Source organism: Streptomyces lacrimifluminis (genome assembly GCF_014646095.1).
Taxonomy (GTDB): domain Bacteria; phylum Actinomycetota; class Actinomycetes; order Streptomycetales; family Streptomycetaceae; genus Streptomyces; species Streptomyces lacrimifluminis.
Map to the genome: position 1 here is coordinate 46,960 of NZ_BMMU01000028.1, position 12,968 is coordinate 59,927.

Annotated in this window: 10 protein-coding genes and 2 pseudogenes; 4 read left to right on the forward strand and 8 right to left on the reverse strand. The window is 70.3% G+C overall.

Annotated features, from left to right (window positions below; all coding sequences use genetic code 11):
* Window positions 1-33 precede the first annotated feature (33 nt).
* Entirely contained in the window at window positions 34-1,164 is a 1,131-nt protein-coding gene (locus IEY89_RS31595) for an N-acetylglucosamine kinase (protein WP_189150944.1), read from the forward strand.
* 6 nt (window positions 1,165-1,170) lie between these two features.
* Here IEY89_RS31595 and IEY89_RS31600 read toward each other — a convergent pair.
* Window positions 1,171-2,801 (reverse strand): annotated as a pseudogene (locus IEY89_RS31600) (nuclease/transposase family protein).
* Window positions 2,802-3,071: 270 nt separating this feature from the next.
* Here IEY89_RS31600 and IEY89_RS31605 point away from each other — a divergent pair.
* Window positions 3,072-5,297 (forward strand): glycoside hydrolase family 3 N-terminal domain-containing protein, encoded by a 2,226-nt coding sequence (locus IEY89_RS31605; RefSeq protein WP_229695516.1) that lies wholly within the window; start codon window positions 3,072-3,074, stop codon window positions 5,295-5,297.
* A 374-nt stretch (window positions 5,298-5,671) separates the two neighbouring features.
* Window positions 5,672-6,445 carry an SCO4225 family membrane protein gene (locus IEY89_RS31610; protein WP_189150946.1) on the forward strand — a complete coding sequence of 258 codons (774 nt, stop codon included), beginning with the start codon at window positions 5,672-5,674 and terminating at the stop codon, window positions 6,443-6,445.
* A 13-nt stretch (window positions 6,446-6,458) separates the two neighbouring features.
* Here the strand turns inward: IEY89_RS31610 and cpt are convergent, their stop codons facing one another.
* The 6 genes from cpt to IEY89_RS31640 all read right to left on the reverse strand — a co-directional run bounded on the left by cpt (window position 6,459) and on the right by IEY89_RS31640 (window position 11,713).
* On the reverse strand, window positions 6,459-7,034 hold the full coding sequence (cpt, locus tag IEY89_RS31615) for a chloramphenicol phosphotransferase CPT (protein ID WP_189150947.1): 576 nt from the start codon (window positions 7,032-7,034) through the stop codon (window positions 6,459-6,461).
* A 183-nt stretch (window positions 7,035-7,217) separates the two neighbouring features.
* A complete protein-coding gene (locus IEY89_RS31620; RefSeq protein ID WP_229695507.1) occupies window positions 7,218-7,613 on the reverse strand; it encodes a DUF6281 family protein in 396 nt (131 codons plus the stop codon).
* A gap of 449 nt (window positions 7,614-8,062) precedes the next feature.
* Window positions 8,063-9,196, reverse strand: coding sequence for an IS630 family transposase (locus IEY89_RS31625; protein WP_189150948.1), 1,134 nt, complete (start codon window positions 9,194-9,196; stop codon window positions 8,063-8,065).
* A gap of 202 nt (window positions 9,197-9,398) precedes the next feature.
* On the reverse strand, window positions 9,399-10,322 hold the full coding sequence (locus IEY89_RS31630) for a phosphatase PAP2 family protein (RefSeq protein WP_189150949.1): 924 nt from the start codon (window positions 10,320-10,322) through the stop codon (window positions 9,399-9,401).
* Between the two features lie 93 nt (window positions 10,323-10,415).
* Complete coding sequence (locus IEY89_RS31635; protein WP_189150950.1) at window positions 10,416-11,375, reverse strand: hypothetical protein; 960 nt, start codon at window positions 11,373-11,375, stop codon at window positions 10,416-10,418.
* The gene (locus IEY89_RS31640) at window positions 11,372-11,713 is read right to left on the reverse strand and encodes a PadR family transcriptional regulator (RefSeq protein ID WP_189150951.1); all 342 of its coding nucleotides are present in this window, start codon (window positions 11,711-11,713) and stop codon (window positions 11,372-11,374) included. Before IEY89_RS31640 ends, IEY89_RS31635 begins: the two co-directional genes overlap by 4 nt.
* Before the next feature lie 131 nt (window positions 11,714-11,844).
* Here IEY89_RS31640 and IEY89_RS41720 point away from each other — a divergent pair.
* Window positions 11,845-11,931 (forward strand): annotated as a pseudogene (locus tag IEY89_RS41720) (transposase); the annotation flags it as partial.
* 11 nt (window positions 11,932-11,942) lie between these two features.
* Here IEY89_RS41720 and IEY89_RS31650 read toward each other — a convergent pair.
* Complete coding sequence (locus IEY89_RS31650; RefSeq protein ID WP_189150953.1) at window positions 11,943-12,917, reverse strand: DUF4232 domain-containing protein; 975 nt, start codon at window positions 12,915-12,917, stop codon at window positions 11,943-11,945.
* Window positions 12,918-12,968 lie beyond the last annotated feature (51 nt).

Sequence of the window (12,968 nt, forward strand, 5' to 3'; positions counted from 1 at the left end):
CCTCGGCGAATGTATGAACCACCATAGTGCGCGATGAGCAATGAATTGAACCAAGATTTGGGTCGGGATCCCGGCCGGGGCGAACACGGTGTCCGGGCAGGCGGCGCCCTCGTCGTCGGGCTCGACGCCGGTGGCACCCGTACGCGTGCCGTGCTGGCGTCCGCCTCCGACGGGCGCCCGCTCGGTGAGGGCGTCGCGGGGCCGGGCAACGCTCTCACCGTCCCCGTGCCGCAGCTCACCGAGCACCTCGTCGAGGCTCTCGCGGGGGCGGTGCCGGAGCCGGACCGCCCCCGGGTCGTCGCCGTCGCGGGCGGCTTCGCGGGCGCCGCCGGCACCGCCGACGAACCCGGCCGCGTCAACGCCCTCACCGCGCTGACGGAAGCCCTGCGGCGCCTCGGCATCCCCGCGCGCGAGATCCGGATCAGCAGCGACATCGAGGCCGCCTTCGCCGCCGCCCCGGACACCCCGGCTGACGGCCTGGCCCTGGTCGCCGGTACGGGCGCGGTCGCGATGCGTATCACCGCCCGCCACTGCGAGAAGACGGTCGGCGGCGACGGCTGGCTCCTCGGCGACGACGGTGGCGGCTTCTGGATCGGCCGGGAAGCGGTCCGGGTCGCCCTGCGCATGGCGGACCGGCGGGGTGGCGACACGGCTCTGGCGGTGCTGGTGGGACGGGAGTTGGGGGTGCCGGAGGCGGTTCTCCCCTCCGGGGGCGAGGTGTCGGCTTTCGAGGAGTACGGGGAACGCGAGGGGTACGAGGGTGGGGGTGGTGGCGGTCGGGCATGGTCCCGTACCGCCCGCGAGGCCTATCGCCGGCACGTCCTCCCCGCTGTCATGGCCGAACCACCGGTCCGGCTGGCCCGGTTGGCCCCGCTGGTCGCCGAGGCGGCTCGGGCGGGGGACGCTCTCGCGGGGGCGATCCTCAGGGAGGCGGCCGGTCATCTCGCCGACTGCGTAAGGGCGTTGGAGCCGGCGCCGGGGGAGTCGGTGGTCGCGACGGGCGGTCTGCTCGGCCCGGAAGGCCCGCTGACCGCTCCCCTGGACCGGCATCTCAGCGCCCTCGGCCTGGTCGCGCACTGGGTCCCGGACGGCAGCCGGGGTGCGGTGGCCCTGGCCCGCCTCGCCCACGACGGCGCCGTTACCTACCCGGAGAAGGAAAAGTGACCGTTCCTAGAGACTGAGCGGGAGTGAGTCCTGTTGCCAGAAATCATGCTCGACCGAACGCCCCGGACGGTGTTGGGCGTTCTGGTTGCCCGCGTTCGCTCCGCGTCCTGGCGGCACGGATCGTGTCCGTGGTCCGGGGATGCGGGGGCGGGTTCCCTCACGCCCAGGAACACTCGGTCTGGCCTGGGCGGTCCGATGCTCCGCACGATCACTCCGGTCGTGTGGGGGCGGTGTCGTCCGTCGCCGGATCGGGTGTCCCTGGGCGCGCCTTCCGATCGCCACGGCGGCAGCATCGTGGCGGGTGGTTGTGCGGGTTGTGGTGGTGAGGGGTTTCTGCCAGTGCTGGGCGCCCCAGCGGCTGGTGTAGGCGGGGTCGACGGCGAGGACCGCGATGCCCGTCTGATCCGCCATCGAGGCGAGCCGGGTGCGGAACTTGGCGGTGGGCATGCCGGAGATCAGCTGGCGGAAGCGTTTGCGGCGGCCGTATTTTTCCCGGGTCGTCTCGGCGGCGAAGTCCAGGTCCTCGACCGCGATCGCCTTGACGCCGCACGTTTGGGCCCAGTGCAGGAGGCGTGTGAGGGCGTGGCGGACCTGGGCGTCACGGTGCTGGGCGGTGCCGGTGAGGTCGTAGAAGAAACGGTGCGGGTTGCCGGTGGGTTGCCGTGGGTGTCGAGGTGCCAGGCGGCGAGGTGGTCGGCGTTCATGTCGACGCCGATCACGCCGTGGGCGAGGGCGGCCTCGATGGGGAGGGTGGGGGTGGGCGGGATCTGCCAGGAGGCGGTCAGATACCAGCGGTCCCGTCCGATATCGAGGTGGATGCGGTAGGCCACAGCCCGGTTGGCCGCGATCCTGTCAGCCCACTCCTCGCCCCGGTGCGCGAACGTAACCCGGCAGGCCAGGACGTACCGCCCGTGAGGGGCGTTCGCCAGATGCGCGAGTGGCGCGGGGAGCTTGATGCTCACCTCGCCGTCCGGACTGATCCGGATCGTCTCGTTGCCGTAGCGCTTGCCGGACTCGCCGTCCGCCTGGCAGAACCAGCGCTCCGCCTCCCAGCCCCGGCGCCACTCGGACTCGGTCAGCTGCGCCGCGTCCAGGTGATGCCGGGCACGGGCCAGACGTTTGCCGCCGCGTACGACGTGCACGACGCCTGCCTCGCGGTCGGCACGCACGGCGGCCAGCCGATCCTGAAGCGCCCGAAGCCGCCGCGACTTGGCATGCCATTCCCGCTGGGAGCGGTAACCCCCCGGCGCCTTCTTCGTCCCTTTCTGTCCGACCGGCAGTGCCAGGCGGTCCTCAATGGTGTGGACGCCCGCTTCCAGGTTCTGGATGTGTGCGAGCTGGCAGCGGCGGGCCAGCGCCCACTGGTCATGCGTAGCCTTGGTAATCGACCCCGCCCACCGCGACGACGACAGCGGCGTCAGCTCCCGCTTACGCACCGCCCACGCCTCACCAGTATGCGAAAGACCGTCCCGACACCGTGTCTTGAGATCCCTCGAAGCCAGCGACCCCAGATGCGCACCCAGCAGGCGCAGCACCTTCTCATCGTCCGGCGTCAGGTCCTTGAGGCGGGTACGGACGGCCACACCACTCGGACCGGACGCGACGAATGGCGGCGCAATGCTCCTTAGCTCGCCCACCCTGTCACCCCCGCCCGGCCCCATCCGAAGATCCGTCGCCATGAGGAACGAGTGCCACCCGGGAAGGTCACGCATTCGATGCAAGAACGTCAGTTCCCTACCGAGAATCAACACCACGGCCGAGACGCGCGACACGACACAGGCCCCGCGCGCTCACTCCCGCTCACCAGAACGCGCTTGAACACACTCCAGCGGCAACAGGTCCAAACCCCTCTCTACCATGACCCGGCGGCCCCGGTCGACGCCCGCGTCGCCGACCTCCTGGCCCGGATGACCCTGCGCGAGAAGGTCGGCCAGCTCAACCAGCGGATGTACGGCTGGAACGCCTACCGCCGCCGCCCGGACGGCGAGTTCGAGCTGACCCGTGCCCTGTACGAGGAGACCGACCGCTTCGAGGGACTCGGCGCCCTGTACGGGCTGCTGCGCGCCGACGCCTGGTCCGGCGTCGACCACTCGACGGGTGCCGACGCGCAGGCGGGCCCGGCACTGGCCCACCTGGTCCAACGGCACGTACTCGAACGCAGCCGCCTGGGCATTCCCGCTCTCTTCGTCGAGGAGGTACCGCACGGCCTCATGGCCCTCGACGGCACGGTCCTCCCCGTCAACCTGGCCGTCGGCGCCACCTGGGACCCGGAGCTGTACGAGCGGGCGGCATCCCACGCCGCCGCCGAACTCCGCGCCCGGGGCGGCCACTTGGCGCTGGTCTCGGCGCTGGACATCGCCCGCGACCCCCGCTGGGGCCGCACGGAGGAATGCTTCGGCGAGGACCCGTACCTCGCCGCGCGCCTGACGGAGGCGCTGGTGCGAGGCATGCAGGGCAACGCGGCCGAGCAGGTCGGCTTCTCTTCGGACAAGGCCCCGGTGGTCCTGAAGCACTTCGCCGGCCAGGGCGCGACGGTCGGCGGCCGGAACTCGGCCGAGTCGGAGCTGGGCCCCCGCGAACTCCACGAGATCCACCTCCCGGCAGCCAGGGCCGGCGTACGGGCCGGTGCCGCGGGCGTCATGGCCGCGTACAACGAGGTCGACGGTATCCCGTGTTCGGCCAACGGCCCTCTGCTGAACCGGCTGTTGCGCGAAAACTGGGGCTTCGAGGGCCTGGTCATGGCGGACGGCCTGGCGGTGGACCGCCTCGCCCGTATCACCGGCGACAAGGTCTCGGCAGGCGCTCTCGCCCTCAACTCCGGTATCGACCTGAGCCTTTGGGACGAGGGCTTCACGCACCTGGCGGAGGCGGTGGAGCGCGGCCTGGTGAAGGAGTCGGCGCTCGACGCGGCCGTGTCCCGGGTCCTGGCCCTGAAATTCCGCCTGGGCCTCTTCGAACACCCTTATATGACACCGGAGTTGCCGCCCGCTTCAGGGGAAGACGGCCGCTCCCTGAGCACGGCGCTGGCGCGCTCGGCCGTGACCCTGCTCCACAACAAGGCGGGCGTCCTGCCCGTCGACCCGGCCAGGGTCTCCCGCATGGCCGTCATCGGCCCGCACTCCGCCACCACGGCCCACCAACTCGGCGACTACACGGCCCCCCAACGCCCCGGCACAGGAACCAGCGTTCTGGCCGCCCTGAACCGGCTCACCTTTCCCGGGACGGAGGTCCGCCACGCTCCAGGCTGCGCCTTGACCGGCGACGACCGCTCCGGCATCCCGGAGGCGGTGGCGGCGGCAGCGGCCTCCGACCTGGCGGTCCTGGTCCTGGGCGGCAGCAGCGCCCGTACACCGGACACGGAGTTCGACGCCAACGGCGCCGCCCGGACGATCGTCTCGGAGATGACCTGCGGCGAGGGCGTCGACCTGGCCGGTCTGCGGCTGGGCCAGGCCCAACACGCCCTGCTGGACGCGGTGACGGCGACGGGCACACCCACGGTGGTCGTCCTGGTCCAGGGCCGCCCGCACGCGGTCCCGGAGGCGGCGGAACGCGCCGCCGCGCTCCTGACGGCCTGGTATCCGGGCCCCTGGGGCGGCGAGGCGATCGCCGAGATCCTCCTCGGCCATACGGCCCCGACCGGCCGCCTCCCCGTCTCGGTGCCGCGCTCGGCGGCCCAACTCCCCGTCTACTACAACCACAAGGACACGGAGTACGGGTCGTACGTGGACGAGGACGCCGAGCCGCTGTACTCCTTCGGGCAGGGTCTGACGTACACGTCGTTCGAGTACGGCGTTCCGAACATCGTTCGGGACGGCACCAGTTATGGGGTCAGTTGTGAGGTCGATGTCACCAACACCGGTGAACGGGCGGGGTGTTCGGTCGTCCAGCTGTACATCCGCCCGCTGCGTACGACGGTGTGGCCCCGGACCCTCGAACTCCGCGCCTTTCAGAGCGTCGACCTGGCTCCGGGCGAGTGCCGTACGGTCGCGTTCACCCTCGGGGTGGATCAACTCGCTCAGGTGGGCGTGGACTTGGAGCGGACGGTACTGCCGGGGAGCGTGGAGATCCGGGTGGCGGAGTCGGCGCGGGGGGCGCTGGACGCCGTACCGGCCGTCCTCGATGTCCAAGGCTGACCGGCAGGGCGGACATCGAAGAGTTCACCAGGGCAGTGCGGCCTCCGCCGCCGGGGCGCCGTCGTCTCGCTGTCACGCCGGTGGGGATGTCCCGGTCACCGTCGCGTGCGGAGGAGCGGTGACGTGTAACAGAAACCGGCGGTTCATGCAGGCTGTGCAACAGGCCCGACGATCAGTGAACCAACTTGCCCCGTACGGCATTTGACTGGTTGAGATCTACGAGGAAACGATGCCGAGAGGGCAACCCGCCTTGCCCCCACACGGGGATGAGTACCCGTACTCGTGTCTGAGCGCGCCCCCCCGGTCCACCGTGGAGAACACCACCCACGTATCACCCACGCACCACTCACGGACCGACCCGAAGGGCCCCCGCGATGCCGAACGCCTCCCGCCCGCGCCGCCTCCCGCGACTGCGACGGCTCCTCGCGCTCGCCACGGACAACTGGCCTGCCCGGGGCTATCTGGCCGTCTTCGCAGCCTCAGTCGCGGCCATGTTGCTCTTCCCGGACAGCGGCTTCGCCGGGATCCCCGCGCTGTTCACGGCACCCCTCTCCTTCCTGAGCGTGGTCCTCCCCTTCGGTCCCGGCACCCAGGGCGGCGGGGCGGTCGAGGCGCTGGCCGTCGGCTACTGGGTCGCGTGGCTGCTTCTCTGCGCCCTCGTGAACGCCGCCGTGATCGGCGCCCTCGCCGCGAGGTCGGGTACCGCCGCATCGCCCGGCGCGCCTGAGACCCTCCCGAGTGTCTCGGATTCCTCCGGGCAGAAGGCAACGGTTACGGCGGTCGCGACTGATGCCGCACACCCCCGGCGGCAAGGGATTCAGGCTCTGCTGGCGCCCGCGGTCGACAACTGGCTCGCGCGCGGGTACCTCGCCGTGGTCGCGGCGGCGGTGGGATACTTCCTGTACGCCGCGTACGTGTTGCCGGACCCGCAGTTCTCCGGGATCTGGCCGTTCATGGCCACGGCGCCGCTCAGCATCCTCGCCGTCCTCGTCTCGCTGGTGGTGTCACCCGAGTGGAACCCCGCGCTCGCCTGGCTGAGCCCGTTGGTCTTCTCCGCGGGTGCGGTCCTGGCCGGGCTGTTCAACGCCGTGCTGCTCGGCCGCCTCGCACGCAGGCTGCGGGCTCCAAAACCGCGCCCCGCCGGTTGAGGGAGACGCCGGATCAGTCGGCCGGGTCCAGGGCGTAACGGCTGTGAGCCACCTCGCCGTCGTGGACGTGGGCGGCAATGGTTCGCGCGCACACCAGGGACTCGGTACGCGTCGTGTCGACCTCCAGGTCGTAGACCACGCCCTCGTGAACCACATCCGCCTGCGACGCGGCCATTCCCCGGACCCGGTCTCCCCGGGCGACCTCGCGGCGTGCGGCGACGGTGCTCTCGCACCGGACGCCGACCCACAGTACGGGCAGGTCACCTGCCTCGCCGAGAGCCTTCCGCCACCGCTGCTGGGACGCCGCCCCGCCGAGGAAGACATCGTCGATGACGACCCGGGCACCGGCCCGGACCATCGCCGCGATGCCTTCCCGCCAGGCGGCCTCCAGGGCCAGGAAGTCCGCCCCGACGCTCACTTCGCCGTCCGCCGCGATCTCGATCCCCGCGTCCGACTCCCGCATCCTCGCCGGCAGGGCGTCGACGAACGAGTCGCACCCGAACGCCAGCCACGGCTCCGGCAGTTCGGCTTGCAGACACCGTACGATCTCGGACTTCCCCGAGCTGGAACCACCGTTGAGAATGATCATCTGAACTTGAGTCTGAGCCGGAACCTGGTCCTGAGCCTGAATCGCCACCGCGCCACACTAGGGCGCCCGCCGCAGGGAACGAAACGAGTTCCGCCCGGAGCGGGCTGTCCCCTGGTGCGCGGGGCGGCGGGTTCACCCGTTGATCCGGGTGACCTGGCCGTTCTCCCCCACGAGGAGTTTCGGTCATGAGCCGTCGATCGTCAGCTTCTGCACCTCGGCAGGCAGCTCGGTGCCGGAGCGGACAGCGACGAAGACGGCTTCATCGGGTGAGTCCCCGACTGCGACGGCCACCTTCGGGGAGATTCCGTCCACCTCATATGCGCTCAGTGTCGTACCAGGGTCCTCGGCTTCGTCCTGGCCGCCGGTGTCGTCGCAGGCCGGCAGGGTGGCTTCGCCGAGTCGCCGGCCGATCGTGAACTCCACGTCGGCGACGTCCTGGTAGGTGCGGCCCTCGTACAGGATCAGGTAGGCGCACGATGCCGATGCCTCGTCGGCGCCACTGCTTCCCGAGGTGCACGCGGCTGATGCCATGGCGGCTGCCAGCAGGGTGCCCGCGAATCGTCGTCCGGTCCGTCTCATCGGTGTCCTCCTGGTGAGTACTTCGAGGTGCGAGGACGCGTCTCTTGCCGAACGTCCTTGCCTTCCCCATGAGTACCGACGGAGCGGAGGGCGCTTTCGTTCGTGTGACTGCCGACCGGGGCTATGGCTGTATGCGGTGGCGTTTCCGCAGTTCGGCCAACCGTTCGCGTGATGCCACGTTTTCAGGGGTGGGCGGGGTTGCATTGGCCGGGCGGGGTATTTCGCTCGGGATGGGCACGGGTGTGCCGACGCCCCAACGCTCGGCGGGGCGTCTCTCTTATACCGATGTGTAGACCCTTGCCCGAGCGATCAACGCTTCTGGTTGTCACTCAGGTCTTTCCACAAGGCGACCCAGATCGCTTTGAGGGCTCCACCGAGCACGTCACAAGGGCTAGCGGCCGGCGTAACCGCCCGCCACGACCAAGGCCCAAGGCGCAACTAGTGCCGCATCAGGCAACGTTCGCCCTGTCGACGACGGCGCGTAGGTGCCGGTCGTCGGCATGGCGGTTTCGCCAGATGATGTAGCGGCGGATCATGCTGCCCTGCTCTTTGTGGGTGGCGTGGTCGGTGCCGTCGAGGGTGAAGTAGCGCAGAGCCGTGAACTGGGCCTCGATGCGGTTGAGCCAGGAGGAGTTCGTCGGGGTGTAGGCGATCTCGACGTTGTTCGCCGCCGCCCAGGTGCCGACCCGCTGGCACCTCTTCGTGGTCAGATGCGGGGAAAAGTTGTCGCAGACGATCGCGGTACGGACCTTGTCCGGGTAGAGGGTGCGCAGGTAGCGGCAGAACTCCAGGAACTGCGTCCGCCGCTTCACCGGCTTGATGTGGCCGTAGAGCTTGTCCTTGGCCAGGTCCAGGGCGGCGAACAGGTGCCGTACTCCGCCGTAGCGGTTGTAGGTCGCCCGCCGCCTGCGGCGCGGCCCACGGTCGGGGTCCTTGTGCTTGCCGCCGCGCTCGGCCCACTGCTTCCCGGGGTGGGGCATGAGGTTGAGCGGGCCGAACTCGTCCATGCAGAAGATGACTTCGGGCTCGCCGTCCTCGGCTATGACCTCGCCGTCGGCGATCGCGTAGATGTGCTCGACGCGGGCTTTCTTGGCCGCGTAGTCCGGGTCGCGGGAGGTCTTCCACGTCTTCAGGCGTTGAAAAGAGACGCCTTCCTCGCGGAGCAGGATGCGCAGGCCCTCGTGGCTGATGTCGTCGACCACCCCCTCGGCGACCAGGAAGTCCGCCAGCTTGGACAGACTCCAGGTCGAGAACGGCAGGTCGTGCTCAGTCGGCTTGGACTTCGCGATCTTCTTGATCTCGCGGCGCTCGGGCAGCTTGAACGTCCTGGGCCGCCCGCCCTTGTACTTCGGGTAGAGCGAGTCGAAGCCGTCGGTGCTGAAGTTGTGGATCACATCGCGGACCCGGTCGTCGCTGCTGAACGACACCTCGGCGATCTTCGCCAGGGGCATCCCCTGCGCGGACAGCAGAACCATCTGGGCCCGCCGCCAGGTCACCATCGACCCGGTGCCCCTGCGGATGATCCGCAGCAGCCGCCGGCCCTCGTCATCGTCGATCTCCCGGACCTGCACTCGTTCAGCCACGTGATCATTGGCCGTCCGGTGCCGTCCGGTGTCGTCCGGTTGCCGCGCCGGGCGACACCGGCTTGTTGACCGGAGTACGGGAGGACACACAGGGCGGTAGCGCATCCCCGCTCGGGCGTCGACGGCTTCTACGACTGGGCGGTGGCGTCGGACCGCCGCTTTGCCAGGATGCGCCGGTTCCCGCCCGGAGCCGGCCGGGTGGTCAGTCCAGTGCGGGGCGTGTGCGGCGTGCGGTGTGTGCGGGCCGCCCGACTGCGGCGTACCAGACCATGGCCGCGCATATGAAGGCCGCCGCCGCGGAGGTTAGTGACCTTGTGAGGGTGTCGTTCCGTGCGCCGGAAACGAGGGCGACGGCCAGTGCCAGCGTCAGGGTGATGACGGGCAGCGCACGGTGGCTCCGCGTGGCGCCTGGCGCGGCGGCTGGCGGCAGCAGCCAGGTTGCGAGGCCGTAACAGGCACAGGCCAACAGTGTGGCCCCCAGCACTTCGCTGGGCCGGTGGCCGCCGTTGGTCGCGCTGTAGGCGGCGATGCAGGCGAGCCACAGCACACCGGCCGTGGCGACGTAGGGGCGGATGCGGGGGGAAACCACGAGGACGGCGGCGAGGGTCAGCGCGGCGGGGATGGCCGTGTGCCCGCTGGGGAAACCCTGATCAAGGAGATTCTCCGGCGCGCCCGCCAGATCGGGGCGGGGCAGGATGGTCGATTTGAGCACATCCTGGCTTCCGGCCGTGAGAATGACGACCCCGAGCGCCGCGCACCCCTGCCGCCAGCAGCGCCGCACCAGAGTGAGGACCACGATGACGGCCAGGCCCGCCATCAGGGTGGGCTTGGCGCTCAATTCCAGCGGGGGCAGGGGCGTCGAGCCGTATTCCGCTCCTGACAAGGGGTAGATCCATACATCTTCAGGGTTGTCTTTACCGAGATCAAACAGGGCGTTCTCAGCTCGTTGTCCCCACGGGGTGCAGATGGCGAGCAGGTAGACCGTCAGGAACCCCAGGGTGTACAGCAGAGCCGGCATCCACGGCCGTGTCGTACGCGACGGGCTGGGGTCGTCGGGGCCCTCGGGGGCCTGCCTTGAGGCCCCTGGACGGTGCGCGGGCAGGGACGGAGATTCGTGCTGAGTCATCGCTCTGTTTCTTCCGTTGGGGGAGTTCGGTCACGCACGCCTGCCGACACGACGTGGGCCGCCGGGCTCGGCCGGCCCACCGGGAGTCCGCTCCTATTCGGCGACTGCCTGCCCCTGCCGGCGCTGGGCGGCGATCGCCAGGGCGGGGAGGGGCGCGATCAGCAGGATGAGGACGACCAGGTCTGGAAAGGACTGCATGAACGCGTCCGGCTGGACGACGATCGCCTGCGTGCGGACGATCGCGACCGCCGCGACGGGGATCAGCCACCGGTGGTCGCCGGTGGCTGCCGTCGCCACCCACGCGGCGATCAGCGCGGTGGCTTCGAGGACGAACAAGCCGCGCTGGAAAGCCGGACTGACGTAGATGATGTGCAGGCTCCCGGCAATGAACATGGCGAGTACGACGGGGGCCAGCCAGCGGTAGGAGCGGCGTCGCAGGCGACTGGGACGGCAGAGCGCCAGCACGGCGCACGCGGCGCACAGTGCCCCCGACAGCACCAGGTCACGGGCCGTTATCGGGGCGCCGAGACCGTAGTAGCTCAGGCCCGCCTTGCCCTCGTCGCCGAAGAGGGTGCCGCCGTGGGACGTGGCACCGGCCCAGATCATGGCTGCTGCGGCCGGCAGGGCGATCCACGGTCTGCCGCGCAGCAGGGCGATCAGGCAGCCCAGCGGAAGCACCCCGTAGGGCAACAGCCGTGTCCGGCCGCCGGGACCTTGCGCCCACGGGTACCAGCCGGAGAAGGGGAAGGCGATGGCATTCCGGCCGGGATCGATGTGCAGCGCCCAATGCCACACATCCTGCAAGTACGGAACCAGCGCCAGCGCGGCGAGGGCCAGGGCGGCCAGATGGATGCCGTCCAGCCACCACGGCCGGGCCGTGTCGTCGACGACGGCACGGGCGCGGGCCTGCCCCCCGGCGCGCACCAGGGCGGCAACTTCCCGCGGCGGGGGCCAGGAGCGGCCGGGATACGCCTCGGCCAGGCAGGCCAGCACCTCCTCTCCCTGCCGGGAACGGTAGGGCTCGGGATAGGCCGCAAGCAGCAGACGATTCATGCCGGGGCCGCTCCGGCATCCCGCGAGCGTCCGATGACGACGGCCGCTGCCTGCTGCATCCGCAGCGCCTCCCGGCCGAGCGCCTCGGTGCCGTCCTCGGTGAGCCGGTAGTAGCGCCGCGCCCGCCCGTCCACGATCTCCTCATGGCCGGCGGCCACCAGCCCGGCCCGCTCCATCCGCTCCAGCGCGCCGTAGAGAGTGCCGACAGCGATCCGGAGCCGCCCGTCGGTGGCCTGCTCGGCAGTCTTGATGATGCCGTAACCGTGCAACGGACCATCCATGAGCGCAGCAAGGATGAAGTACTGCGGTTCCGTCAAGGGCGGATTCTGTCTGGTCATGCATCGAGCATATATCGAGCTACGAAATATATCTGCCAGCCCTGGGTGATCACCGGCAGCACCTCCACGCCCGCGGCGAGCGTCACCCTCTCCCGGTCGGCGGGCGCGACGGCGGTCTCCTCGACGCACCCATGATCCGTCGCTACATCATCTGGTGAAACAAGCACGCCGCCGACGAACGCCTCCGCGAGGTCGTGAACAGGGCGAACGTTGCCTGATGCGGCACCAGCTACCGCTCCGCCTTCTCCCACGGCCTGACCCCCAGCTTTCCGGTGGTGCCGAGGTCGAGGTTCGGGGTCACCGTCACCGGGGCGGCGTCGGGCATTGCCCGGACCTGTACGTAGGGGACGTTCACCGGTGTGCCGGATGTCGTGGTGTTGCGCCAGACCAGGCCGGCGGTCGCCGACTCGCCGGGTGCGAGGGTGACGGGGCGGGGCTGGTTGTCGGGTCCGGCGCCCGTGGTGATCTCGCTGCTGCCGTCGAGGATCTTGATGCCGTTGACCGGCTTGCGGTCGTTGTCCAGCAGCTTCAGCAGGGGGTAGCCCTCGACGGTGTAGTCGCGCGTGCCGCAGTTGTCGAGGTGCAAGCCAACGACGCGCAGTCCCATGGCCGCGTCGCCCTCGTCGGCGCTGACCCGGATCCCGGAGGCGGGGCACGTTCCCGGAGCGGCCGGGTCCTCGCTCGCGGGGACCTTGGTCACTTCGAGCACCTTGGCCCGCGTCACCCGTGGCGCGGCGGGCGGAAGCTCCCCGGCCCGGACCGTGCCCCGCACGGTCTTCCCGGGGCCGACGTCGCGCACGGTCGCGGTCTGGTTGGTCACGGCTCCGCCGTCATCGCTCATGAAGGTGAAGACGACCGAGTAAGTCAGGCTCTCCGTGCCCTCGTTGGTGACCTCGTAGTCGGCGATGACCTCGGAGTCCGTGGCGAGGTCGAGGCTGTCGGCGGAGACGGAGTAGTCGCGGGTGGGAGAGGGAGTGGGTGAGGGGGAGGTCGACGGGAGGGTCAGTGAAGTGATCCGTACGCCGTCCTTGCCGGGGTCGTCGAGCTGCGCGGAGGACGGCGGTTGGACCGCGTCGGCGCCGGTGCTCCCGGTGCCCGCGTGCTCCGTCCCACAGGCCGTGAGCAGCAGAGCGGTCGCGGCGAGAGCCGACAGAAAGGGGGCGGTCCTGGCGAGAGCCGGGCGGAGGGGGGCGGGTCCACGCATCCGGTCATCTGATCAGGGTGTGAACCGTGTGCGTGTGATGGAGGGCACAAT

What these genes read in the sequence shown, in the direction of transcription:
- IEY89_RS31595 (WP_189150944.1), top strand. Translation starts at nt 34, where the DNA reads ATGAGCAATGAATTGAACCAAGATTTGGGTCGGGATCCCGGCCGGGGC.
- IEY89_RS31605 (WP_229695516.1), top strand. Translation starts at nt 3,072, where the DNA reads ATGACCCTGCGCGAGAAGGTCGGCCAGCTCAACCAGCGGATGTACGGC.
- IEY89_RS31610 (WP_189150946.1), top strand. Translation starts at nt 5,672, where the DNA reads ATGCCGAACGCCTCCCGCCCGCGCCGCCTCCCGCGACTGCGACGGCTC.
- cpt (WP_189150947.1), bottom strand. Translation starts at nt 7,034, where the DNA reads ATGATCATTCTCAACGGTGGTTCCAGCTCGGGGAAGTCCGAGATCGTA.
- IEY89_RS31620 (WP_229695507.1), bottom strand. Translation starts at nt 7,613, where the DNA reads ATGAGACGGACCGGACGACGATTCGCGGGCACCCTGCTGGCAGCCGCC.
- IEY89_RS31630 (WP_189150949.1), bottom strand. Translation starts at nt 10,322, where the DNA reads ATGACTCAGCACGAATCTCCGTCCCTGCCCGCGCACCGTCCAGGGGCC.
- IEY89_RS31635 (WP_189150950.1), bottom strand. Translation starts at nt 11,375, where the DNA reads ATGAATCGTCTGCTGCTTGCGGCCTATCCCGAGCCCTACCGTTCCCGG.
- IEY89_RS31640 (WP_189150951.1), bottom strand. Translation starts at nt 11,713, where the DNA reads ATGACCAGACAGAATCCGCCCTTGACGGAACCGCAGTACTTCATCCTT.
- IEY89_RS31650 (WP_189150953.1), bottom strand. Translation starts at nt 12,917, where the DNA reads ATGCGTGGACCCGCCCCCCTCCGCCCGGCTCTCGCCAGGACCGCCCCC.